Raw genomic sequence first — 26,487 nt, 5'->3', positions numbered from 1 at the left:
GACTATTTCTCAGAAATCGTTTTGTTATACTTAGTGAAAAACGCCGCTACCGTTGGGGTATCTTTAATATCTAATATATAAGTGACTTCAACTAAATCAGAAAAGTCAGTACCGCCAGCTGAAATCGCCTTGTTATCGTAGCGCCCATTAATACCATTATATTTTGTACATATTTCATTGGCCTGTTTCCAAACTTTTGAAGACAAAAGCTTGGTATCTTCAAGGTTTTTACTTAAGTAGGATTGATTGTTAAATCCTGGGGTACCGTTTCCTTCTTTGTTACCATCAGCAATTCTTATGTAAGTAGTGTTTTGCTTGACGTAATTTAATGCATCAACGCTAGTTTCTTGTTCATTCCAATCGGCGTGTTGCACTAGGATTATTTGATCTTTGTAAAATGAGATATTGAACTCACCAAGTGCTACTAATATTTCTTGGGTAAAGTCACTTTGCCCAGCTTCTACAATCCAAACCTTGCCACCTGTAGATAATGTTTTGTTTATCTTTTTAATGCTTCGATAAATAGAGTTTTGTCTGTCGTTATGTGCATCTGTCCAGTTTTGCTTGAACACCATATCAAATAGGTTATTTGCCGGTACATAGGCGCCTGCTTGTATGCCGTAAGTGCCGCTAATAGCGTAGTAATTCAAGTTTTCATATTCCTTTGATTGCAGTAATAAATCGAATGCAGCAATGGTATGAACATCATCAACATCCGTTTTAAGATCAAAGTTTAACAGTAGTAAATCTTTGTCAATCGCAAATTTTTGGTCCATGGCATAACTATTCAAAGATATAGATATCATTACGATAATAAATAGAGATTGAGATATGTATTTCATGTAGGCCTCATGGCTATTAATGATATTGAATTAAGGGTTAACTCTTTATTGGTAATTAAATTATTGCTTTTAATGGAAAAACTCAGCAAGCGCAACAGCTACCTCCATGAGTTACTACAACGATTATTGATCATAACTTAGTGCATTATCATTTCTAATTAAGTAGACAATAAACTAAAAAAAACCTTTAAATCAGTGCCTTATGAATAAAAAATTAAAACTATTAGTTTAATGACTTATCTGAGGTCTTAATTTTACTTACATACACTGTTCCGCTGACTTGAATAAAGTACAAACTAGTTTTGTAATTAGCAGATTGTTATATCTCAGAAATATTGAAACAGTTATAGTTAACATGACAATAACCATAAAACTTACATATTGCAACATCATTAATTTCAGTAGAATTGTATAATTGACTTTACTGATTGAAACTTCGCTTGTTAATGAATTTAATATGGCTTATTAAATTCATTGATAATAGTTAATTTAAAAGCTATACAGGAGACTTTGTAAATCCACTAAAATCTATATGTAATAGCGATTTAAAAAAATTCATATTACATATAGAGAAAATGTTCATGGAGAGGTATTGAAACGGGAAAATGAACTGACTAGCTCATTTGATAAATCAGTTAATCAGATAGATTAATTTTCATCTCTACTAATGTCTTAGTAAAGCCGACTTTCTTATATGCCCGTATAGCAGCATCATTGGCATCATAAACATCTAGGTATAAGTCAACTACGCCACGATTTTTACTCCAATCGATGAGGTTATCCATAATCATCTTATTGATACCTAACCCTCTGTATTCTATCTCCACATACATAAAACCAAGGTAGGTATGAGTAGAATGTTCGAGAGACTTTTTAGATCCTCTAATTTGGCCGTAACCGGAACCAATAATCACTCCATTAATTTCTGCAACAAGCAAATTTGAATCATCATCTAAAAGTAAGTGATTTAAATCATAATAAGTTGCATTTTTAGTTTTTATACTCGCGTTATAAGGCCGCTCTGCTTCAACCACTTTTTGTTCTAAGCTGAGTAATTCAACTTTATCTTCTGAAGTTGCTTTTCTAATGATTAAATTCTTCAATTTAGTTCATAACCTTATTGTTTATGAATCAATTCGTATAGTTATATAAAATAAAATCGAGTATGGGTAAATAAAACATAACAAATTTAGTCAGCGTAAAATTAAGTACCGCTGACTTAATCTAAGTATGAATGTACGAAACTACTTACCAGGGTAATACTTGACCATTAGAATGCTTAAACACGCCAGATTGGCTCATATCAAGTTCATTGATTAATCCTACAATACGCGACGCTGACTCGGTTGCTGATATATCCCCACCATGGTTAACCATATCCGTTTGTACATAACCAGGATGGTAAATTCCTACTGCTATCTCTTTAGAGGCTAAATCATGGCTTAATGACATTGATGCGGCGTTTAAAGCAGCCTTTGACATACGATAACCATAACGACCACCTGAAGTATTATCTTCGATAGATCCCATTCGTGAGGTGATCATCGCGACTTTACCGCCAACATTAAGTTGTGATTGCAGCGCGGCAACAATACGCAGCGGCGCGAGTGCGTTAACTTCAAATTGTTGGCGGATGGTATCGATATTCAAATGAGCTAGCTGTTCATCACGTAAAATACCTGCATTACATACCAATACATCTATCAAAACACCTGCGAGTGACGTTTTCATATTATGAATACCTTCATCGGTAGCCACATCGATTTGAGTTATCACATTGATACCCAAATCATCGAGTTCATCTGAAGTATGACGGCATAAACCAAAGACTTTATCGCCTTGCTGCTTAAATAATTTTGCCAGCGCTAAACCAATACCTCGGTTTGCACCGGTAATAACAACGTTTTTTGACATAGGAAAATCCTTAAATGCTGAGCTCCGCATGGAGAAATAGGCTCAATACGTAATCCTAGTATTGATATTTAACACAGATATTGAATGTTATCAGTAAACAAAAAAACCTAGCAAATTGCTAGGTTTTTAATTGATACAAATCTTAAGCTTAAATCGCCATGGCCAATTCAGCGCCTTGTCTAATAGCACGTTTAGCATCTAATTCAGCAGCAACATCGACACCACCAATTAAATGAACAGGTAAACCGGTGGCCTTCATTTCATCCACAAGACTTATATTAGACTCTTGTCCAGCACATAGAACGACATTATCGACAGCTAGTATTTCAGCCTTTTCACCGACTTTTATATGCAAACCTTGCTCGTCAAATTTCTCGTAACTCACACCCGTTCTCATATTAACTTGGTGTTGTTTTAAGACACTACGATGGATCCAGCCAGTTGTTTTGCCTAAGCCTTTACCCATTTTAGTGGTTTTACGTTGCAGTAAATACACTTCACGACTTGGGTTATGCTCAGCTTCTTCGGTCAAACCGCCAGCATGTTGATAACTTTTATCAATGCCCCACTGTTTTAACCAAACATCGGGTTGCAATGTCGTAGACTCTTTCTCACAAAGGAAATGCGCCAAGTCAAAACCAATACCGCCTGCGCCAATTAATGCGACCTTTTTACCGATCTCAACTTCGCCTTTAAGCACTTGTTGATAATCAACAACTTTAGGGTTGTCAAAACCCGGTAATGATAATCCGCGAGGGATAACACCCGCCGCAATAATCACTTCATCGAATTTTTCAGTGGCTAGAACTGCTGCATCTAAACGTGTGTTTAGACGTAATTCGACATTATGAAGCTTCATCTGGTTGTTAAAGTAACGAATCGTTTCGTGAAACTCTTCTTTGCCAGGGATTTTACGCGCTAAGTTAAATTGCCCGCCAACTTCGCTTTTAGCTTCAAACAATACCACTTCATGACCACGAGAAGCTGCATAGACTGAAAATGCCATACCAGCAGGCCCAGCGCCCATAACGGCAAGACGTTTTTTACCTGTCGTAGGGGTAAAGTTAATTTCGGTCTCGTAACATGCACGAGGATTGACTAAACATGTTGCACGTTTTAGTGCAAAGGTATGATCCAAACAAGCTTGGTTACAACCGATACACGTATTGATTAACTCACTTTGATCTGCGGCTGCTTTATTAACAAACTCTGCATCAGCTAAGAAAGGACGCGCCATAGACACCATATCAGCTTGACCAGATGCAATAATCGATTCACCAATTTCAGGGGTGTTAATTCGATTGGTGGCAATTAATGGCACATTAACTTCTGACTTTAACTTCTCTGTTACCCATGAAAAAGCGCCACGAGGCACACTGGTAGAAATAGTCGGAACACGCGCTTCGTGCCAACCAATACCAGTATTAATAATGCTAACACCAGCAGACTCAAGCCACTTAGCTAATTGCACTACTTCATCCCACGTTGAACCGTTATCGACCAAATCCAACATTGAGAGTCTAAATATGATGATAAAATCAGTACCGACTTTTGCACGAATAGCGTTAACAATTTCTATTGGGAACTGAGCTCGTTGCTCAAAGCTTCCACCCCATTCATCATCACGCTTGTTGGTGCGAGAGCTGATAAATTGGTTGATTAAATATCCTTCTGAACCCATCACTTCGACACCGTCATAGCCAGCTTTTTTGGCTAAATCAGCACTCGATTCATAATCTTTAATGGTTTTTCGTACTTGTCTAGATGACATTTTTGAAGGCGTAAATGGCGTAATCGGTGATTTAATTTTGCTAGGTGCAACGGAAAATGGATGATAACCATAACGACCAGCATGCAAGATTTGCATACAAATTTTGCCATCCGCTTCATGAACAGCGTCGGTAACTATTTTATGTTTGCTGACTTGCCAAGGGAAGCTTAACTGACATGCATGGGGGGCTAAACGACCTCTGAAGTTTGGTGCTATACCACCTGTAACAATCAAGCCACAGCCGCCTTGGGCACGTTCTTTGTAAAATGCGGCCAGTTTCTCAAATCCGCCCTTTTCTTCTTCTAGGCCTGTGTGCATTGAGCCCATCAATACTCGATTTTTAAGTTGAGTAAAGCCTAGATCTAAGGGTTCTAGTAAATGTGGAAACGACATTCAAACATCCTTTTTAAACAAGTGATTTAAACTAGCATACAACGACAGAATCATAAGCTCAATGATTTCACATCCCTATTGTTAAAAACCGTTACAATTCAATTTCCCACAGCGTGTCAAAATCAGTTAGCATTACACCATTAGTATGTTAAAGGAGTGGCAAATGTCCGCTAAACCCTCATTGATTAAGAGAATCTTTGGTTTTATTTGGAATACTGTTAACGGTATCCGTAAATTATTCCTCAATATTATTTTCTTTGGATTCATCGCACTTATTGTTGTTGCACTGACTTCTGAAGAAGAAATTACTATTGAAGATCAATCCGCTTTAGTCCTAAACCTTGCAGGAAGCATTGTTGACCAAAAGCGTCACGTTGATCCCATTGAAGCAGTATTTAAGCAAGGTAATAGCAATGACCCCGAGTCAGAAATGCTATTAGCTGACATTATTTACGTTATAGATAATGCCACCCATGATCAACGTATCAACAGTATTGTGTTAAAGATGGGCAATCTTCGCAGTGCGGGTATCAGTAAAATGACCGCCATTGGTGATTCACTGGATAAATTTAAAGCCGCGGGAAAAATAGTGGTTGCGGTAGGTAATGCCTATGAGCAAAATCAATACTTCCTTGCAAGCTATGCCGACACAATTTATCTAAACAATAAAGGGGCAGTGTCACTAGAAGGTCTAAGCAGCTATCGTTTATTCTTTAAATCAGCGTTAGAGAAACTGAATATCAGTACCCACGTATTTAGAGTCGGTACCTTTAAATCAGCGGTTGAGCCATTTATCCGTGATGATATGTCGGCACCAGCTAAAGAAGCAAGCAGCGCGTTACTCAATGACTTATGGCAAAACTATGAGTCAATAGTGGCTGCAAACCGTCAAATTGAAACACAAAATATCGTATTAAGCCCACAAAGATACTTAACTGAACTTGATGCTGTTAAAGGTGATTCAGCTCAGATGGCCGTTAATATGAAATGGGTTGATAAACTGGTTTCAGACGAAGAGTTTAGATTAGCGATGCTCGAATCTGTTGGCAAAGAAGCTAACGGAGATTCTTATAAGCAAATCTCATTTTCTGAGTACTACAGCTTAGTTCAACCAATGCCTTCGATCATTGAACAAGAATCTGTTGGAATCGTTGTTGCCAAAGGTAATATTCTCAATGGTAAACAACAAGCGGGTCAAATTGGTGGTGAAAGTACATCTGCACTATTAAAGAAAGCCCGTTTTGACGACAAGGTTAAAGCGGTTGTACTTCGAGTTGATAGCCCTGGCGGTAGCGCATTTGCCTCTGAAAAAATCAGACAAGAAGTCATCGCACTTAAACAAGCAGGCAAACCTGTCGTAGTCAGCATGGGCAGTTTAGCGGCATCTGGCGGTTATTGGATATCAGCAAGTGCTGATTATATCTATGCAACTCCAAGTACGTTAACTGGCTCAATTGGCATTTTCGGTATGTTTGCGACATTTGAAAAAGTGTTAGAAAACTGGGGGATTAATTCAGATGGTGTATCAACATCAGAGTGGGCAGGCATTTCAGCAACCCGTGAATTAGACCCTAATGTATCTGCTGTTATTCAACGTCATATTGAGCATGGTTATCATGAGTTTATCTCTTTAGTCGCTACTGAACGTGATATGACACTAGAGCAAGTGGATAGAATCGCACAAGGCCGCGTTTGGTCTGGTACTCGCGCTGTTGAACTTGGCTTAGTCGATGATATTGGTGATATGGACAGCGCTATTGCTAAAGCTGCAGAAATGGCTGAAATAGAAGTATTTGATACTAAAGTTATCGAACAAGAGTTAACGACTGAACAAATCTTTATGCAGAAGATGTTAGTGTCATTTGCTTCTTATATGCCTGAAGCAACAACGCAATCACCCATGGTTGAACAATTCATGGGCCAATGGAGTTCAGTTGCAGAAGAACTCACTCAATATGATGACCCTAATGGCATGTATATGTATTGCGAAAACTGTAATTACTAACCTCCCAATGCCATTATAGAGTTAAGATTCATCACGGTAATATGATGACATTTGAACTATAAATTGAATTATATTCAAAAAAGCCCGTTTTACGGGCTTTTTTATTGGGTTTTGTTCAGCCTAAGCCGTATAATTTGCAGATTACATAATAACTACACTGTGAGAATTCAATTACATGACAAAACGTTCAATATACGTTGCCTATACTGGCGGTACGATTGGTATGCGCAAAACAGAAGACGGCTTTGTTCCTGTAGCAGGATTTCTCACTGACTGTGTTAAGTCGATGCCAGAGTTTTACCATGAAGAAATGCCAAGCTTTGTCATTAATGAGTATTCGCCATTGATTGATTCATCAAACATGGCGCCAACGGATTGGCAATTGATCGCGAATGACATTAAAGCTAACTACGATAATTATGATGGCTTTGTAATTTTGCATGGTACTGACACCATGGCTTATACCGCTTCGGCGTTATCATTTATGCTGCAAGGCTTATCAAAGCCGGTGATTGTAACTGGTTCTCAAATTCCTTTGGCACAGCTTCGTTCAGACGGTCAAACTAACCTGCTAAATTCGCTCTATATCGCCGCTAATTACCCAGTGGCTGAAGTTTGCTTATTCTTTAATAACAAACTGTTTAGAGGAAATCGATCAACCAAAGCCCATGCTGATGGTTTTGATGCGTTTGCGTCACCTAATTTCCCGATATTGTTAGAAGCGGGTATTAAAATTAAATTACTTGCAGGTGAAATTACCGCGCCGACAACTCAGCCCTTAGAAGTGATTAATATCAGCCCGCAACCAGTGGGCGTGATTACTTTATATCCTGGTATATCGACTGAGATTTTTAACAACATCTTAATGCAACCAGTTAAAGCACTTATCTTACTGACCTTTGGTGTGGGTAATGCACCTCAAGATAAAGCCTTATTAGATACCCTAAAACAAGCCGATGAACGCGGTATTGTAATTGTTAATTTAACCCAATGTTTCCAAGGAAAAGTGAACATGGGTGGCTATGCTACGGGTAACGCATTAGCTAAAGCGGGATTAATTAGTGGCTCTGATATGACCATTGAAGCTGCGCTAGCAAAACTGCATTATTTACTATCAAAAAATTTAACACCAAATGAAGTAAAAATCGCTATGCAGAGAAATTTGTTAGGTGAACTAACTGAGTAACTTACTGTTCCCCTTTTAAGAATGAGTTTTTACTCGTCATAAACATAAAAAAGCCGCATTATAAAATGCGGCTTTTTGCTGAATTAATTTCAATTCAAACCTAATTTATAAATCAGATTCTTTAAATTCCGCGATTGAATCACCACGAAATTGTTTCTTTAATTCAGATTTAGACAGCTCGTTTATTGCGCCACCAGCACCAATAGTAAAGTGATCAGTCTGCGATAACTTACGTGCTTGATAAAGCATGACAACTTGTAATGTAGACTCTTTTTGCTCAGCAGAAAGCACTGTGCCATCATCCCATTTACCCGTTTCAGCTGCACCGCGTAAACGCTCATACACTTCATCAGGCATCTCATCGATGACTTTATTGATATCATTCATACGCTTTTCCGTTTATGTACAATGCTTCTGGCTCGGGTAATGATGTAACCGACAAAACCAAAAACAAAACATGTTCCTGCGATATAGGCGTCTGTTCCGGTGGCCACTTCTCCGCCCCAAAAACCATATACTGCGCCTGCAATAAATAACGTCAAAAACAACATCATTTGATTCATCAGTTTATTAGACTTCTGAATATGTGAAATCGCTCTTTTAGAGTCATTATTGCCATCAGCAGACGCTTTACAATACTGACACTGCTTTGCTTTACTCGAAATTCGTTTTTGACACGAAGGGCATTCGATTAACGCCATAACCAGCCTACTCTGTTAAATTATCTACAACAGCTAACATAGCCACTAATGACGCTTCACCTAGGTACTCACAGCGTGCTGGAGACCAACCGACTACAGGATCGGGTAAGTTATCATTATCTTTAAATGGCATTTCTAAGGTGTTAGCCAAACATTTGAAGTTATTACCCACCCAGTTACAAGCAACGGTTAAGTTCGCTTGACCCGGTTCATCTTTGTCGTAACCGTATGTTGTTTGAAAATCTGCACTTGCCATGGTTAACGCACTTAAGAATTGCTTTTGTAATCCAGCCATGTGCTCAGTGTAATTCGGTGCGCCTTCACAACCAGCAACGAATACATATGGTAGGCCTTCATCACCGTGGACGTCATAAAATAAATCTACGCCTGTTTCTTTCATTTTATTCACAACATAAAACACTTCAGGGCTTTTCTCTAAGCTAGGGCTCAGCCATTCACGGTTAAGGTTAACACCCGCTGCATTAGTACGAAGATGACCACGGACGCTGCCGTCTGGATTCATGTTCGGTACAATATAGAAGTTAGCTTTATCTAATAATAGCTTAGCTGTTGGACAGTCACTGTCTAGCAGTTGGTTTAACAAACCTTCAATCAACCATTCAGCCATGGTTTCGCCTGGGTGCTGCCTTGCTGTAATCCAAATGTTTTTCTTAGATGGATTATTATCACCAATAGTTAATAGGCTCATATCACGGCCATCAAGGGTTAAGCCTAAGTTTTCTAACTTAACTGATGGGTGAAGTTGTACTGAACTAATAAGGTCTAAATGACGTTCGTAGCTGTACGGCGCAAAGTAGGCAATTTGAATTGCATCGCAATCTAGATCAACTTGTATCGATAATTTACCATCTTTGTAAACAGTCGGTAAGCGGAACCAATGTTGGCGGTCATAACTGGCAACTGCTTGATAATCTTCCCATCCTTTTGGATATGAAGCACTACCCGCATTAACGATATTCAAGGTGTAAGTTTGACCAATTTCACCTTCCATACGGAAGTTAAACCATTGATAAAACTCTCCGCCTTCATCAGGTCGGATCGCCAGTTGAATGTCATCGTGCTTGTCTAAACTAATGGTCTCAATGTTGCCGCCATCAAAATTCGCGCTAATACGCATAGGACTTCCTTTTTATAAGGTTATTATCGACGTTATCCCAGCATCTTACCAAAAGCCGTTACGCAATAAAATCAAATCAACATCATCTGGTAAACATCTGTTCAATAAAATATGTAAGTAAGCTTTAATCAGCCAAAATACCTGTTAATAAAGCTAATACATCAAAAAGCCGAATATGGTTCACATACTCGGCTTTTATACATTTTTTAAACCCTAACGATGAAAGCTATATAAATACCGGACTAAAACAATACCCTTTACCTCTCACGGTATTGATTAATTCTCTCGGTAAGCACTTATTGGCCATTTTACGGCGAGTATTACTAATATGCATATCCAGGTTTCGATCAAACTCACCTAGCTCTTTGTGCAACACACGCATTTGCAATTCTGCTTTAGTGACCACCTCACCCTTTCGATGAAATAAATATTTGAACAGTCGATATTCTGTTTGGGTGAGTTTTAATTGTTGAGAATTTACCGTAACCGCATTATTACCATCGTCAAATGCAATATCTTCACACTTGCGGCTTTCATAATCGGCGCCATAAACAGAATGCGACTCAGTCTGATTTTTACTGCGTCTTTTCAATACATTGATACGCAATAAAAGCTCTTTGACATTGAATGGCTCACAAAAATAATCATCAGCGCCCATTTCAAATGCAGCGATGCAGTCTTGCTTATTATCACTGTTGGCGAGAACGATTACCGGTGTTTGGCAATGCTTAGCCATTAACAACCAAAATGAATCCATTTGAGGAACTGAGGAATCCAGTAAGATCACCTCAAATGCGTTACTTTCCATCTCCACTAATGCATTGAAGCTATTATCCACAATTTGGATAACATAACCTATGGCTTCCATTTGCTGACATAACAGCAAACTATCTGTGAGTTGTTGGTCAATGAGTAGAATCTTTTTCATAACGACTTAATCTAAATGATAACAATTACCATTAAGATTATCACCGTATTACAAATAATACTAGACGTGCAATGTAAATGTGGCTGTCTCAGCCCGTGTTTAGGTCACATAAATACAAAAAAAGCCTGAAAATTCAGGCTCTTTTATTTAGTTATTGCTAATGTTATTTATTATTCATTTTATAAGTGCTGAAATTAATTAACCATTAATTGCTTGATGTATTTAACGGGGGCACTACCAAAACTTAAAAACGTTTCATGGAACGTTTTTAAGTCAAATTCTTCACCCTGTGCTTGTTTAAGTTCTTCTCGTAAATCGTATATCTCACGGTAACCAGAATAGTAGCTGGTTAATTGCACTTGGCTTAATGTCGCTCTGCGCCACTTCCCTTCTGCTTCAGCTTGTTGCTGGAATGCCTCATTAGTCATGAGGTCAATGGCTTGTTCTTCTGTCATTCCGTTAACTTGAATACTGTAATCAAGAATGGTGTTCGCTATAACACGCAGATTCCATTTGTAATACATCAACCACATTTCAGGTTCAAAATCACCGTAGCCCTCTTCCAGCATCATACGTTCAGTGTAAACCGCCCAACCTTCAACCATAGCGCCATTTCCAAATAAGCTTTTAACTAAACTCGGGGATTCATTTGAATAGACTAATTGGGTGTAATGGCCTGGGATGGCTTCATGGATATTCAATACTTGCAAAATCCAATGGTTATATTCGCGTAAATAGCTCTCTGCAGACTCATCGTTCATTGCATCAAGTGGTGTCACATTGTAGTAGGTATTTGCCGATTTTTCATAAGGCCCAGGTGCACTGATTGATGCGCCTGCAAAGCCGCGCATGTACTCTGGGGTTTCCCTCACCACTAATGGCTTAGACGGATCTAAAGTCATTAATTGCTTTTCATTCACAAACTTTACCAGTTCAGGGATTTGTGCTCTTACTTCATCGACAAAGTCTTCACGCTTAACGTGTTTAACTGATAACACATCAATTAGTTGTTTTATGGCTTGGTTATCATTTTCTGGTTTTGGTGTATCAATGTATTTAGTCCAAATGTCATTAGTAATTTTAGCCATTTCAGCTTGAACGCGGTTTTTATCCGCAACCGCTTTTTCATATAAGGCTTTGCCCGACATGCCCGCTTGAATATCAAAAGCGAACTTTTCTTCGTATAAGGTTTCACCAATACGGAAACTACGAGCTCCTTCAACTTCCAACTTAGATTCAAGGTCATTTAACCATTCAATATGTTGATTTATCGCTGCAATAGCCGCATCAAAGCGAGTAGTAAATAATGATTTATCAGCATCTGACAAGCCTGAAGCTTTCACTTGGTCGACAAGGCTGTCTGACAAGACAGAAAAAGCCCCTTTGTTTTGCATTATCGCTAACTGAGTATGTTCAATCGTTGGTTTTTGAATGTTTGCCTGTGCTGCTTGGTAATAGGCTGGAACATTTTCAAGTCGCGTCACAACTGATTTTAGTCTGTCATCAAGTGGGGCAAAATCTTCGTTAATAATTTGCGCAAAACCACCTGCCACATTGTACTGTGCAGGGTTCCATTGCCACGATTTAAAACGCTCCTGCTCCCATTTGATTTTGCCTAATAGATTAGAGATCAACTCATAATCAATGAGCTCATTTGTGGTGAGGCTGGTTTTGTCAAAAGCGCTTAACTTAGCTTGTTGTGTATTAACAAACGCCAAGGTGTTAACTCTTGATTCGGCGTTAGGGACTTCTAAATAGCCATCATTAACATGCTTGCCACTGTAAAGCGCCCATGTTGGCGACCATTGCCATAAATCATTAATAAATGAATCAGAGAACTGGCTAAAGCTTTGATTAATTTGTTGTTCAGCAACTTGAGGAGCTGAAGAGTTTTCGACTGAGTGAGTGTTACAACCCATTAATCCGGTTAACCCCAATGTCACAGCCAGTGAGATTGATGCTTTTTTCATTGTCTTCATTAGTTAAATTCCTTGATATATGTAGTCATACTTTTATTATTATTTTTGCTTTTTGTGTAAGATGATTAAGCACCTTATTTTTATGATATTAGTAAATCATTTATATAAAATTATTTCAGTATCAATCATGATATTGACATGTTTTGTGACAACTTTTCACCGTTCATCCATGTCATTACTCACCCGGCTACCCAATTACGAATAATTAAGAGGACTTTATATGCCATCTAAGAAATATAGCCTGATACTAAATGGTAAAAAAGCGGGTATTCCTGAAATTAGATCCGCTGTCGCTGCATTGAGAAACGAAGGATTTGATATTGCAGTTAAAGTGACCTGGGAAAGTGCAGACATGCTTCGCCTTATCAAAGAGTCGATACAAAGCGATTGTTGTCGTATCATTATCGGTGGTGGCGATGGTTCACTAAATGAAGCAGTGACGGCATTGATGCAAATAAAGCTAGCTAATGAAGAATATTGTGCAGAAACAAGGTTACCTGAAATTGCTGTTTTACCATTAGGTACTGCAAATGATTTTGCCACCGGCTGCCATATTCCTAATAATATCACCCAGGCATTAACTTTTGCTGTAACTGGTAAGGCACAATCAATTGATTTAATCTCCGCCAATGAAAAGCATTTTATTAATGTTGCAGCGGCAGGTTTTGGCGCACAAGTCACCGCAGAAACCCCTGTCGAATTAAAAGATTTTTTAGGTGGCGGAGCATACACCCTTACAGGGCTGGCAAAAGCCATAGGTTTTAAACCCTACGAAGGCACTATTCATACCGAAAAAGGCAGTTATAGCGGTAATATCGTTGTCGGCGCCATGTGTAATGGCAGGCAAGCGGGTGGCGGACAAGAGCTTGCTCCTGAAGCACTAATCAATGATGGCTTAATGGATGTCACCTTGCTGAAAGGCTTTACACCACTTGATATACCGAAGGTATTAGAAGAAGTGAAAACAAGTAATACTGAAGGTGAATTTTGTTTTCATTTTCAAGCAAAATGGTTAGAAATAGACTTCCCGATCGCCCTTCCTCTTAATTTAGATGGCGAACCTTACCGCAGTGAGAAAGTCAGATTTGAAGTGAAGCCCAATGCGATAAAGTTTGTATTACCTAATGACTGCCCAATGATTCAAGCATAGATTCAGCCGCGCTATTTTTGTAATAAGTCATTCAACTGACGAAAAACCATCATTAAGCTAAGCAACTGACTCTAGCTCAATAATGTGCTTTTATGCGATTATTAAGTTACATTTTTAGAATGCTGCATAATGAACAACAGCTAGATTAAAATATCGCGATAAGCTCATTGATAAAAAATTAAGAAACAAACGCATAAGGTATCTTTTCAGCTTTAGATTGGTACATCGCTTTATCAGCTTTATCTATCACTATCCCAAGCTCTTTACCATCATGAGGCAAAAGACCGACCCCTATGCTTACACCAATAGAAATATCATCAAATTTAGCAACCTCAATCGGCTGAGTAACTAACCTTTGTAATTTATCCGCGATGCCTTTCGCTTCTATCTGGCAATTTTGATGGTCATTAATATCAAACAACACCAAAAATTCATCACCGCCAATACGAAAACAAATATCACTGCTGCGTAGCTGATCCGTTAATCGATTTGAAATCTCTACTAGCAGTTGATCGCCAGTATCATGCCCAAGATTATCGTTAATTGCTTTGAAACCATTTAGATCTAAATATGCGACGCCCAAACAACCTGATTCATGCATGGCAAGATACTGGTTTTCAATTACATTTTCTAGATGTCGCTTATTAAATAAATTAGTAAGAGGATCTGTACTGGCTTCGTTTTTAAGATCGTCAATTAATTCTTGAACAGTTGAATAGTCTTGTATAGTCGCTATACCACACTGCATACCATTAAAGTTAATGTTGGCAATGGAGATCCTAGCATTAAACTCAACACCTTTTGCATTTAGGCAAGGCATAATATTTCGAGACATCATCGCTCTTGCATGAGACTGATTAGCGATAAAATGACTGACTTTTTCTTTGTGACCCGATACCGCTTGTGACTTTATTAAGTGTTCTAACGAATAGCTTAATAAAACCTCTCTTTTGTAGCCAAATAACTTACAACAAGAGGTGTTGGCGAATACAATATTTGATTGTTGATCGACGATTAAGATTGCATCCACCAAAAAATCTAAAAAACTCGAAATCTCATTCGTTTGATTATTCATAACTGAAAGCCTTCTCAATCAACAAGTAAATTTATGGTCTTTGATATGCCACGATAAATAAAGCTAATAGATTATCTTAAATGACAGAGAAAAATTTAACTAAAGCTGATAGTTAGTAATGTGACATAAACTAATAAAATCATACTTGAAATGGCTATAAATCAATAACGTGACTTCGAACAGTCATTGATAATTCTAATTGAGTTTAATCGCTCATAAAATTACCGACTCATCACAGCCATAGCTGTATAAATTCAATATATGCCATATACTATTGAGTAATATACAAATCATTAATATCGAGCGAAAAATGGAAGTCGAACTACTTGAAATTCGAAACTTCATCCGCCAATACCCTCCTTTTGATTTATTGCCAGAAGAAGCACTAATCGAACTATCACAAAGCGTCGAAATTTCATATAGCCGTGCTGACAGCATGATTATCGAATTTAATGATAAAATTCATGACCTTTATATGATCAGAAGCGGTGTGGTAGAAATATACCGTCGTACAGGTGAGCTTTATAACCGTCTTGACCAAGGTGGGTTATTTGGACAAATGGGTTTACTCACCAATAATAAAGTCCGCTTTCCGGCTAAATCGATTAAAGACTCGCTGTTATATTGTATTCCAGAAAGTATTTTTGAAGACTACTGTGAACGTTTCGATACCTTTGCTGATTTTGTTGAAGTAGAAAGTAGTATTCGATTAAAACAAACCGTTGAAGATAACATTGATGATGCTAACTCACTGACCACATCAAAAGTTAAGACCCTACTCAGCGGCGAGCCAGTGATACTGCCAATTTGTACCACGATTCAGAATGTTGCTAAAATCATGTCTGCAGAAAATGTATCAGCAGCCATCATTAATGACCCTAATTTAGCTGATGAAGGTGGCAATAGCTTTGTCGGTATTATTACTCAGCGTGATCTATGCGCTAAAGCAATAGCACAAGGGTTAGATGTCGATACTGAAGTCGCAGAGATCATGTCGACAGAACTTATCTCACTTGATCATAACGCTTATATTTTTGAAGCCATGCTATTAATGCTGCGTTATAACGTCCACCATCTACCTATCCTAAAAAACAAACAACCCATTGGTTTAATTGAAGTATCTGACATAATTCGTTATGAGTCTCAAAACAGTTTATTGATTGTTAGCAGTATTTTCCAACAAAACAGTATTGAAGATTTAATCGTGCTTTCCCATCAAACCAAAGACTGTTTTGTACGAATGATTAACGAAGATGCTAACTCGCATATGGTGGGTAGAGCGATGTCAGAAATTGGCCGAAGCTTTAAACAACGTTTATTAGAATTGGCCGAAGAGAAGTTAGGACAACCGCCTGTGCCCTACTGCTTTTTAGCTTTAGGTTCAATGGCCCGTGATGAACAACTTATTGTAACCGACCAAGACAATGCCATCATTCTTGATAATAATTATGACGAGACGCTACACGGAGAATACTTCAAAGCGTTAGCGACGTTTGTTTGCGATGGATTAGCGGCGTGTGGTTACACTTATTGCACTGGCGATATCATGGCGACAAATCCTGAATATCGTAAAACGCAATCTCAATGGGAAGAATGCTTTGCTGACTGGATTGAACACCCAAACCCAAAGACATTATTAAACTGTTCAATATTTTTTGATTTATACGGAGTCTATGGCAGACCTAAATGGGCTGAACAGTTAAATGCCTTTATTTTAAGAAAAGCTAAAAAGAATAACCGCTTCTTAGCCAGTTTAGCCAGAAATGCATTAAATCGTACCCCACCACTAGGATTCTTCAAAGACTTCGTGATGGAAAAAGATGGCCGCCATAACAACTCAATTAACTTAAAGCGACGTGGCACAGCACCATTAGCGGACTTAATTAGAGTTCATGCACTTGCTATTGGTTCTCAGTCTCAAAATTCGTTCGATCGCTTAGAAGATATTATTGAAGCGGGTATTTTACCGCCATCAAAAGGTAAAGATTTGCAACATGCGATGGAGTTTATCTCTCTAGTACGTATTCGCCACCAAGCATTAGATATAGAGTCAGACCAAGAACCTGATAACAACATTGAGCCTGAAAACATGTCTGATTTTGAACGACGAAATCTAAAAGATGCCTTTTTAGTGTTGAGTAGTGCGCAAAACTTTTTGAAGTTCCGCTACAGTGCTAATAGCATGCAGGGGTAAACGATGCGTAATTTTAGCAACCAAGATGTATTGAACTGGAAAGCTTTTTTACAAATCAAAGCCCAAGAAAGTAAAGACCGACGGCTAACGAATTTTTACAACTCTGGCACTTATCATGAAGAAGTCAAAGTGAAAGATATTGAATTTGTTGCCTTGGATTTTGAAACTACCGGTCTTGATGCCAATAAAAACAGTATCATCAGTATTGGCTTAGTACCTTTTACCTTGCAGCGCATTGCTTGCAGAAAAGCCAAGCACTGGTTTCTCACACCTAAAGATAAACTCAAAGAAGATTCAATTATTATCCACGGGATTACACACTCGGATTTAAAAGGTGCTCCAGGATTACTGCGCATTTTAGAACAGCTATTGGATGAGTTAGCAGGTAAAATTGTGGTGGTTCATTATCGAAGAATTGAACGTGATTTTTTTGATTCAGCCCTGAGAAACCTGATTAATGAAGGGATTGTTTTTCCTGTTGTAGACACCATGCAAATTGAAGCCAATATTCAACAAGCTAAACCACGAAGCATTATCGACTGGTTTAAGAATACTCGCCCTGCTTCTATTCGCCTTGCTAACAGTCGTGCGCGTTATAATTTACCAACGTATCCACCACATGATGCATTAACGGATGCCATCGCAACAGCAGAGCTGCTACAAGCACAAATTCAGCATCACTATAGTCCAGACACCCCCATTAAACAGCTATTGCGATAGTCACCCATCAATCAATGGACATAAAAAAACCGAGTGACACTGACTTAATAGTCATATCACTCGGTTTAGTTACTACAAGCACAAATTCAGCATCACTATAGTCCAGACACCCCCATTAAACAGCTATTGCGATAGTCACCCATCAATCAATCAATCAATCAATGGACATAAAAAAACCGAGTGACACTGACTTAATTGTCAAAGCACTCGGTTTAGTTACTATAGGCACAAATTCAGCATCACTATAGTCCAGACACCCCAATTAGGCAGTTATTGCGTTAGTCACCCAACAATCAATCAATGGACATAAAAAAATCGAGTGACACTGACTTAATTGTCATATCACTCGGTTTAGTTACTATAGGCACAAATTCAGTACCACTATAGTCCAGACACCCCATTAAACAGCTATTGCGATAGTCACCCATCAATCAATGGACATAAAAAAACCGAGTGATATGACTTAATAGTCATATCACTCGGTTTAGTTTTTAAAGCGAATCGCCACCTAAACTAGGTGTTCAACCCATTATCGATAACGTTGCTCTGTGCGTAGTCCCATAATCAAGCTCACACACATAATCAACAGAATAAAGGTGAATGGTAAAGCGGTAGAAATTGCACCGGCTTGCAAGGCTTCAATGGCTTGTGTGCCACCGACCCAAAGTAAACCAGCAGCAATAGCCCCTTCAATAAATGCCCAGAACACACGCTGAGGAACTGGCGCATCGATTTTTCCACCTGAAGTGATACTATCAATGACTAAAGAACCTGAGTCTGAAGAAGTTACAAAGAATACCAGAACTAATACAATAGCAAGAAGTGACAATATACTTCCCATTGGTAGCGCATCAAACATTTGGAACATCGCCAGTGGTACTTCAGTTAAGCCTTGTTCACCTAAGGTACCAACTTTATTAATGATTTGATTAATCGCAACACCACCAAACACTGACATCCACAGCGTAGTCACCACAGTAGGAACAATCAGCACAGCCATCATGAATTCACGAATTGTACGACCACGTGAAATACGCGCAATGAACATGCCCACAAAAGGTGACCAAGAAATCCACCATGCCCAGTAGAACACGGTCCAGCCGTGCATCCATGCTTCATCTTCACGACCTATTGGATTACTCAGTGGGATAATATTTTCAATATAGCCCATTACCGTCATGGGTATTGTTCCCATTGAAACCGCAAAAGTTACCAAAGCAACAAACACAACTAACGCAAGTGCCAATAGCATATTGACATTACTAATGACTTTAACACCACCATCAATGCCACGAACCACTGATACTACTGCTATTAGCGTCACAAAGAAGATAATACCAATTTGAAGCATTAAGCCATTATCAATGCCGAATACGTGATGAAAACCACTGGCGGCTTGTTGAGCTCCAAGGCCAAGTGAGGTTGCTAGGCCAAACAAAGTGGCAAGCACTGCTAAAATATCAATAATATGCCCAGGCCAGCCCCAAGTACGATCACCCAATATTGGGTAAAAGACTGAACGCATTGAAAGCGGTAAGCCTTTGTTGTAAGCAAAAAAAGCTAACGACAGCGACACAACCCCATATATAGCCCATGGGTGAAGTCCCCAATGGTACATAGTTGCACCAAGAGCAAGTTTAGCTGCTTCAGGTGTGTTAGGTTCAACATTAAGTGGCGTTTCAAACCAACCCGTAAAGTAGGCTGCAGGCTCAGCAACGCCCCAGAACATTAAACCAATGCCCATGCCAGCTGCAAATAACATTGCTATCCATGACATCATTGAATAATCAGCTTTAGCGTCATCCCCACCTAAACGGATTTTGCCGTAAGGTGAAACAATCATTGCTAAACAAAACAGCACGAACAAATTAGCTGACCACATGAATAGGACATCGAAGGTGCCAATGATTTTAAATTTAATTCCGTCTAGAGCAGCTTTTGATGTTTCAGGGTCAACTATTAAAATAGCGATTAAGAAAAGTCCAATTAAGGATGCGCTGATACCAAAAACAGGGTTATGAACATCAAAACCCCATTTCTGAATATTATCTTGTCCGACCGTGTAATCGGTATTATCAATACTATATTTATCTTTATTACTATTCATTGATCCTCGTTTAGAACAACTTTCATTCATTTTTTGAAATTTCATTTTACTATACTAGACATCAACTTGTTGATTATTCTGTTAGTAATGACGCCTAATGTGACTCAGTAGCCTATCGAAGCTCAATAACTGGCCTAAGTATACTCTCAAAGCACTTTGTGAAAGTTTAAAATCAATAAGCCCAAGCGTTTTGTGTTTGTATAATTTTAGCGTAAAAATGAGTAACCATTGAACAAAATCAATATCTAAGGCATTTCTTAGTCAAAGGAATGATGACTTGATGCAATAATTTCACTCTAACCCTGCTTCAAATAATTTAATGTCGATTAAACTAACTTAAACTACATCCCTCTGCTGTCAGGTTGTTTAATAGAATTGTAAACAAATAACTGCCACTTCTGTAAGGGCTTCTATGGGCTAGTTAAGGGATGAAAATTGAAATATAAGTACGACATAGGACACGAAAAAGAATGTCTAAGAGTGAAAAAATATAAAAGTGGAGTTTGTAGATTAGTGACTTAAAAATGAAAGAATAAAAAAGGGTCTCAGAATAATCTGAGACCCTTTAATTATGGCGGAGAGCATGAGATTCGAACTCACGGAAGGGATAAACCTTCACTCGCTTTCCAAGCGAGCGCCTTAAGCCACTCAGCCAACTCTCCAAAACGTTTTGACTGGTTTTCTCGTTGATATACTGATTTTCATATACAAGAGAAAACTGTCTATAAATCTGTATTGCTCGTTCTACTCTATGACTAACCTATTGCATTAAATGAATTATGAACAACGCAAACCAGGTTAATCTTCTGCTAAAGCAGACTTAATAGAACGAGCGGTACTTTACGCAAATGCGTATATGAGGTCAAGGATAAATCAGTGAATTACTGACTGTTGGACATTTGGTGTTCAAATCGAGCAATTCCCTTGCTCGATTGTATAAATAAGAAACGTATCTTACCGATAAAATTCTATAGGATTAACCCATAGTCCATTAATCATTATCCAGTCATTAACTTCTAGTCATTCAAAACTAGGAATTTATGTCTAGCCATTCATAAGTGAAGGAAATAAACCTTTAAGTCCTGCTGCGACAACCTCAATACCAATGGATAGCATTAATAATCCCATCAATCGCGTAATCACATTGATACCTGTTGTGCCGAGTATCTTAAATATTATTGGCGCCATTCTAAATAAGCCAAAGCTCATTAAACCAAAGACGACTACTGTAATCGACATACCGATCATGTCAGTCATTGAATCATGACTAGATGAGAATACAATAACCGAACTAATTGCCCCTGGACCTGCCATTAAAGGTAATGCCAAAGGTACTACCGCAACTGATTCCATAGCATATGCTTCACGGTCTTCTTCTGAATTACGTTTTACAGGACTTAACTTACCTTGCAACATCGACATTGCGATAATGGCAATCAAACTGCCTCCGGCAATTCTAAATGCTGATAAAGAAATACTGAACATATTCAATATATGTTCACCAATAAAAATTGTGACCACTAAAATAACGACCACAGCAAAGTTGGCAACCTTCCCCGTATGGTTTCGTTCTTCTTCTGTTTGATGACTGGTTAATGTTACAAACACGGGTAAAAGCCCAATAGGATTGATGATGGCAACTAATCCTAAGAAAAACTTAACGTAAAGCATTAAATCCACAAGCTTATCCTCAATTTAAATGATTTTGTGGTCCAAAAATAATCGCGCAACTTTACTGATTATTTTTAATTTTACAAATGAGATTTTCTAACTGATTTTGATAAATTAATAGAAAATCTAATCCGAAAAAACAAACTTGTTTTGCTTCACACTTTTGCATATATACACTTGAATGAAATGTAAATATATCATCTGAAATTAGCAAAAAAGATGACTACCACATGAATAATTTTAAGCCCTTTCTTACGCCTTTTTTGCTACTATTACATTTGTTAAAATAAAAATGGCGCATCGTTCGTGCCATGGTCCAAGTTAGAGTCTGTTGAGGTTCCAATGGGTAAACGAAACAAAATTAGTCAAAAAAATGGTCAACGCAAATTAACCGGTTCTAGAAGAAGATTAGCTTATTTTTTTTCAATCACTAAAAATGGCCATAAATGCCCAACGACAGAACTCAATATAGTAGAAAAAACCGAATAATCACCCCATCATGCTGAAATAAGAAATATAAACTTTATTCTTATTACTGAAATCGGCCCATAAAAAAAGAGATGCTTAATGCATCTCTTTTTTGTTACCGCCTGAATCAGAAATTATTATTTATTTTCAGTCCAGCGATCCATCCAACCGAGTACATTTTTGTACCACTGTTGTAAGTTGTCTTGGTTCAAAATCCAATGGTTCTCATCAGGGAACATTAATAGTTCTGACGGAATATCATTACGCTGCATGTAAGTAAATGCGGCTAACCCTTGGCCGTAAGGTACACGATAATCTTTTTCACCATGAATCACTAACATTGGCGTATTCCAGTTTTCAACATAGTTAACTGGATTGAATTTCTCGTAAAGCTCTTTATTTTCAGTGTAAGTGCCACCAAATTCGTATTCAGGGAACCAAAGTTCTTCTGTTACGTGGTACATGCTGCGCATATCAAATAAACCAGCATGGTTAACCAGACACTTAAAACCATCGCTCCAATTACCTTGGATCCAGTTCATCATGTAGCCACCATATGATCCACCTAATGCACAAGCATTATCAGTATCTAGCCACTTTTGTTGCTGACCCACTGCTGCTAAGCCTTTTTGTAAGTCTTCAAGTGGCTTGCCGCCCCAATCTTGCGTAATTGAATCAGTAAAAGCTTGACCGTAACCGGTTGAACCATGGAAATCGACCATCACGACACCGTAACCTGCTCCAGCCCAAAGCTGGGCATTCCAGCGGCCGCTGAACGAGTTACCAAATGAGCCTTGCGGGCCACCATGAACTAAATAGGCAACGGGATATTGCTTACCGGATTCAAAGTTGGCAGGTTTTATCCAGTAACCGTGAACATCTTCGTTATTCCAACCTTTAAAGTTAAATTGTTGAAAGTCACCAAATTGAATTTCAGCTAACTTGGCTTCATTGACATTCGTTAAACGGGATAAGTTTTCACCTTCAAGGCTGATTTTGTACAAATCACCCGGCTCTACTAAGGATTTATTACTAAAAATAAGCCCTGAATCCGTCACTGCAACTAAACTATTGCTGCCATCGTTATAAATTGGACGCACGTCACCAAACTGGGTGTTCACTTCAAATATGCTCACTTGACCCACATCTTGGGCAGTGACATAAAGGGTGCGACCATCATCACTGAATGTCAGTGAACTCGGGCTGCGATCCCATAAAGGTGCCACTTCTTTCTCTGCGCCCGTTACTGTGTCACGTAACATGATGCGATATCTATCAGCTTCAAAACCTGGCTTGCTCATAGCAAGGTAAGCTAATTGACGACCATCTTTCGAGTAAGTCGGCTGAGCATCCCAAGCGGTATTGGCTTCTGTTAGGTTTTCTGCAGTACCACCAGCAACAGACACTTTCCAAAGATCATAATTGGTTGTCCATGCTTGGTCTTTACTTGGGGCTTTAGCGCTATAAACAATATGCTTACCATCAGCAGTAAAAGTGACTTCTTCCATTCCAGAGAATGGCTTAGGCGGTGTTTCAGTATCTAAACCTTGGGTAACATCAACAACATCTTTTACTGTTTTGCCATTTAACTGACCAACAAATAGATGATTACGGGCATGATCTTCCCATGTATCCCAATGGCGTACCATAAGCTGTTTATATTCACGGCCAGTCGTTTTCTTATTCTCTTCTGCTTCAATACGGTCAACCGTACACGCTAAATCTTTACAGTCAGGGAACACGCGCATATTCATGACAACTTGCTTGCCGTCGTTTGATAACTTGTAGCCATTAATGTCTAAAGGCAAGTCAGTCACTTGCATCGCTTCACCACCAGTAAGTGGTAAATTAAACAGTTGGCTTGAACCATTGCGGGCAGCTAAGAAGTAAATTGATTTACCATCAGCACTAAAATTAACGTCGTGCTCAGTCCCTTTATGGGAGGTTATTTGCGTTGGTTTGGCATTTTTGTTCGTTAGGTCGAGTAAATACAGATCTGAACTGCTTTCGCCCTGCTCGTCAATAATTTTAACGGCATAAACTAACTTACTGCCATCATTTGATACTGCTGCAGAATGCAGTTTATTGAGCTTAACAAGCTGTTGAACATTAAAGGGGGTTTTAGTTGGCTCAGCTGCTTGTACCGACAAGGCAAAACCTGCAGTAGCAATAGCGAGTAAAAGCGACGATTTTTTCATTTGTTGATGTTCTCTTTTTATTTTTTGTTGTGTTAACAATATCTGTCTAATCTATTTGTTACTTAAAGTCGTTGTGTTGGTGTCTTTATCGCAGTGGCTTAATCGAGTGACTTAATCAAGTGTTTTTATAACGAGCGTTGTCATACTTTAAATCAGCTTCAATATTACTGTTTCAACAATAAGAATGCCAAGCACTCGTTTAAAGTAATAAGAGTAAGTGCGGCTAGTACACTACCTAGCACAGTACCCAAACAAAAACGCTCAGGCAATAGGATTTTTACACAATCCAAACCTGAGCGAGTTTATTTTAACAATTTGACTAAATTAAATGCAGAATTTTTAAATTAAGATTAAATTTTCTTCTATTTAACTAATCGTAACTATTCGTAACTAGGTCAATAATATGTTGTTTATTTTGCTTTAGCATTGGCGATATTGACTTTCCAAATCGCTGGACCAGTCTCATGGGCATTAACCCCTTGCGTATCTACAGCAACAGTAACGGGCATATCTTGAACATCAAATTCGTAAATGGCTTCCATACCTAAGTCTTCAAACGCGACAACACGTGATTTCTTAATCGCTTTAGACACTAAGTAAGCAGCGCCGCCCACAGCCATTAGATATACCGCTTTATGCTTTTTAATTGACTCAACAGTTTGTGGTCCACGTTCAGATTTACCAATCATGCCCATCAAACCTGTTTTCTCAAGCATCAGGTCGGTAAATTTGTCCATACGTGTTGCTGTTGTAGGGCCTGCAGGACCAACAACTTCATCACCAACGGGATCAACCGGACCCACGTAGTAAATAAATTTACCGGTAAAATCGACACCTTCCGGTAAACCTTCACCTGATTCAATTAAGGTTTGAATGCGTTTATGAGCAGCATCGCGACCGGTTAACATTTTGCCGTTAAGCAATAACGTATCACCACTTTTCCACGTTTCGATTTCAGCTTGAGTGACATTATCAAGGTCAACATGGTGAGTATTTTCACCTGCTTCGCGGGTAATTTCAGGCCAATCAGCTAATGATGGCGGCGTTAAATCTGCAGGACCTGTTCCATCTAGATGAAAATGTACGTGACGAGTCGCTGCACAGTTAGGGATCATAACCACTGGTTTTGACGCTGCGTGAGTCGGCACTGATTTAATTTTAATATCCAGTACCGTGGTTAAGCCGCCTAAACCTTGTGCGCCAATACCTGTGTTGTTAGCACGCTCAAAAATATCTAAACGCAGCTTCTCTTCAGTGGTTTCAGCACCGCGAGCCATAAGTTCATGGATATCGACAGGATCCATTAATGATTCTTTAGCCAATACCGCAGCTTTTTCAGCTGTGCCACCAATACCTATACCTAACATTCCAGGTGGACACCAACCCGCGCCCATTGTTGGCAATGTTTTTTCAACCCATTCAGCAATATCATCTGACGGGTTTAGCATCACCATTTTAGATTTATTCTCTGATCCGCCACCCTTTGCAGCAATCATCACTTCAATATGGTTACCAGGCACCATATCAATGTGTACGACTGACGGCGTATTATCACGAGTGTTTTTACGGGTTCCTGCCGGATCAGCAACGATTGATGCACGTAGTGGATTATCTGGATTGAGGTAAGCTTGGCGTACGCCTTCATCTACCATTTCCTGAACGGTCATATCAGTTTTGTCCCACTGAACTGCCATACCAATTTTGACAAAACTGGTAACAATACCAGTGTCTTGGCATAAAGGACGTTTACCTTCAGCTGACATACGTGAGTTTATTAGGATCTGTGCGATCGCATCTTTCGCTGCGGCACTTTCTTCACGATCATAGGCCTGAGCCATTGCATCAACGAAATCTTTAGGGTGGTAGTACGAAATATACTGCAGAGAATCAGCAATGCTTTCGATAAAATCAGCTTGCTTAATCACGATATTCGTAGAAGAATTTGTAGACATATAGGGCGCTCCAGCAGCCATTGCGGCATAACTTGTTTTATTTTTATATGAACACAATTTTAAAATTGCATTCAATTAGCTATTAATCCTTTCAG

General features: G+C 38.7%; 19 protein-coding genes and 1 tRNA gene. 5 read left to right on the top strand and 15 right to left on the bottom strand.

What is annotated here, in order from left to right:
• Positions 1-2: 2 nt before the first annotated feature.
• The 4 genes from FPK91_RS02405 to FPK91_RS02390 form a co-directional block, all read right to left on the bottom strand.
• Positions 3-842, bottom strand: coding sequence for a hypothetical protein (locus FPK91_RS02405; RefSeq protein WP_144207476.1), 840 nt, complete (start codon positions 840-842; stop codon positions 3-5).
• A gap of 635 nt (positions 843-1,477) precedes the next feature.
• On the bottom strand, positions 1,478-1,945 hold the full coding sequence (locus FPK91_RS02400; protein ID WP_144207467.1) for a GNAT family N-acetyltransferase: 468 nt from the start codon (positions 1,943-1,945) through the stop codon (positions 1,478-1,480).
• 145 nt (positions 1,946-2,090) lie between these two features.
• Positions 2,091-2,756 carry an SDR family oxidoreductase gene (locus tag FPK91_RS02395; protein WP_144207464.1) on the bottom strand — a complete coding sequence of 222 codons (666 nt, stop codon included), beginning with the start codon at positions 2,754-2,756 and terminating at the stop codon, positions 2,091-2,093.
• 148 nt (positions 2,757-2,904) lie between these two features.
• Positions 2,905-4,920 carry an oxidoreductase gene (locus tag FPK91_RS02390; RefSeq protein ID WP_144207461.1) on the bottom strand — a complete coding sequence of 672 codons (2,016 nt, stop codon included), beginning with the start codon at positions 4,918-4,920 and terminating at the stop codon, positions 2,905-2,907.
• 163 nt (positions 4,921-5,083) lie between these two features.
• Between FPK91_RS02390 and sppA the strand changes: the two genes are divergently transcribed.
• Both sppA and ansA read left to right on the top strand, forming a co-directional pair.
• Positions 5,084-6,925, top strand: a complete 1,842-nt coding sequence (sppA, locus tag FPK91_RS02385) for a signal peptide peptidase SppA (protein ID WP_144207458.1) — start codon at positions 5,084-5,086, stop codon at positions 6,923-6,925.
• A gap of 175 nt (positions 6,926-7,100) precedes the next feature.
• Positions 7,101-8,111 (top strand): asparaginase, encoded by a 1,011-nt coding sequence (gene ansA, locus FPK91_RS02380; protein ID WP_144207455.1) that lies wholly within the window; start codon positions 7,101-7,103, stop codon positions 8,109-8,111.
• 105 nt (positions 8,112-8,216) lie between these two features.
• Here ansA and FPK91_RS02375 read toward each other — a convergent pair whose 3' ends face one another.
• From FPK91_RS02375 to FPK91_RS02355, 5 genes are all read right to left on the bottom strand, one after another.
• Positions 8,217-8,498, bottom strand: a complete 282-nt coding sequence (locus tag FPK91_RS02375) for a YeaC family protein (protein WP_144207452.1) — start codon at positions 8,496-8,498, stop codon at positions 8,217-8,219.
• Positions 8,495-8,812, bottom strand: a complete 318-nt coding sequence (locus tag FPK91_RS02370) for a zinc ribbon domain-containing protein (RefSeq protein WP_144207449.1) — start codon at positions 8,810-8,812, stop codon at positions 8,495-8,497. Before FPK91_RS02370 ends, FPK91_RS02375 begins: the two co-directional genes overlap by 4 nt.
• Positions 8,813-8,819: 7 nt before the next feature.
• Positions 8,820-9,950 (bottom strand): M14 family metallopeptidase, encoded by a 1,131-nt coding sequence (locus FPK91_RS02365; RefSeq protein WP_144207446.1) that lies wholly within the window; start codon positions 9,948-9,950, stop codon positions 8,820-8,822.
• 226 nt (positions 9,951-10,176) lie between these two features.
• Entirely contained in the window at positions 10,177-10,878 is a 702-nt protein-coding gene (locus tag FPK91_RS02360) for a response regulator transcription factor (protein WP_144207443.1), read from the bottom strand.
• Positions 10,879-11,072: 194 nt separating this feature from the next.
• Complete coding sequence (locus FPK91_RS02355; protein WP_144214084.1) at positions 11,073-12,848, bottom strand: DUF885 domain-containing protein; 1,776 nt, start codon at positions 12,846-12,848, stop codon at positions 11,073-11,075.
• Positions 12,849-13,077: 229 nt separating this feature from the next.
• On the opposite strand from FPK91_RS02355, the gene yegS reads away from it, so the two are divergent.
• Positions 13,078-14,007, top strand: coding sequence for a lipid kinase YegS (yegS, locus tag FPK91_RS02350; RefSeq protein WP_144207440.1), 930 nt, complete (start codon positions 13,078-13,080; stop codon positions 14,005-14,007).
• Between the two features lie 178 nt (positions 14,008-14,185).
• Here yegS and FPK91_RS02345 read toward each other — a convergent pair whose 3' ends face one another.
• Positions 14,186-15,082: a sensor domain-containing diguanylate cyclase gene (locus FPK91_RS02345; protein WP_144207437.1), complete on the bottom strand. Its 897-nt coding sequence runs from the start codon at positions 15,080-15,082 to the stop codon at positions 14,186-14,188.
• A 310-nt stretch (positions 15,083-15,392) separates the two neighbouring features.
• Between FPK91_RS02345 and FPK91_RS02340 the strand changes: the two genes are divergently transcribed.
• A complete protein-coding gene (locus FPK91_RS02340; RefSeq protein ID WP_144207434.1) occupies positions 15,393-17,276 on the top strand; it encodes a DUF294 nucleotidyltransferase-like domain-containing protein in 1,884 nt (627 codons plus the stop codon).
• A gap of 3 nt (positions 17,277-17,279) precedes the next feature.
• Positions 17,280-17,996 (top strand): 3'-5' exonuclease, encoded by a 717-nt coding sequence (locus FPK91_RS02335; RefSeq protein ID WP_144207432.1) that lies wholly within the window; start codon positions 17,280-17,282, stop codon positions 17,994-17,996.
• Positions 17,997-18,525: 529 nt separating this feature from the next.
• Here the strand turns inward: FPK91_RS02335 and FPK91_RS02330 are convergent.
• The 5 genes from FPK91_RS02330 to FPK91_RS02310 form a co-directional block, all read right to left on the bottom strand.
• Positions 18,526-20,103 carry a BCCT family transporter gene (locus tag FPK91_RS02330; RefSeq protein ID WP_144207429.1) on the bottom strand — a complete coding sequence of 526 codons (1,578 nt, stop codon included), beginning with the start codon at positions 20,101-20,103 and terminating at the stop codon, positions 18,526-18,528.
• A 572-nt stretch (positions 20,104-20,675) separates the two neighbouring features.
• Positions 20,676-20,765, bottom strand: a tRNA-Ser gene (locus tag FPK91_RS02325).
• Positions 20,766-21,147: 382 nt separating this feature from the next.
• The gene (locus FPK91_RS02320; RefSeq protein ID WP_144207426.1) at positions 21,148-21,783 is read right to left on the bottom strand and encodes a YchE family NAAT transporter; all 636 of its coding nucleotides are present in this window, start codon (positions 21,781-21,783) and stop codon (positions 21,148-21,150) included.
• A gap of 596 nt (positions 21,784-22,379) precedes the next feature.
• Entirely contained in the window at positions 22,380-24,440 is a 2,061-nt protein-coding gene (locus FPK91_RS02315) for a dipeptidyl-peptidase 5 (RefSeq protein ID WP_144207423.1), read from the bottom strand.
• A 410-nt stretch (positions 24,441-24,850) separates the two neighbouring features.
• Complete coding sequence (locus tag FPK91_RS02310) at positions 24,851-26,392, bottom strand: fumarate hydratase (RefSeq protein ID WP_144207420.1); 1,542 nt, start codon at positions 26,390-26,392, stop codon at positions 24,851-24,853.
• Positions 26,393-26,487 lie beyond the last annotated feature (95 nt).

The organism is Shewanella donghaensis (assembly GCF_007567505.1).
GTDB lineage: Bacteria > Pseudomonadota > Gammaproteobacteria > Enterobacterales > Shewanellaceae > Shewanella > Shewanella donghaensis.
The sequence above is the reverse complement of the archived record's forward strand: the minus strand, read 5'-3'. Positions and strand labels throughout refer to the sequence as shown.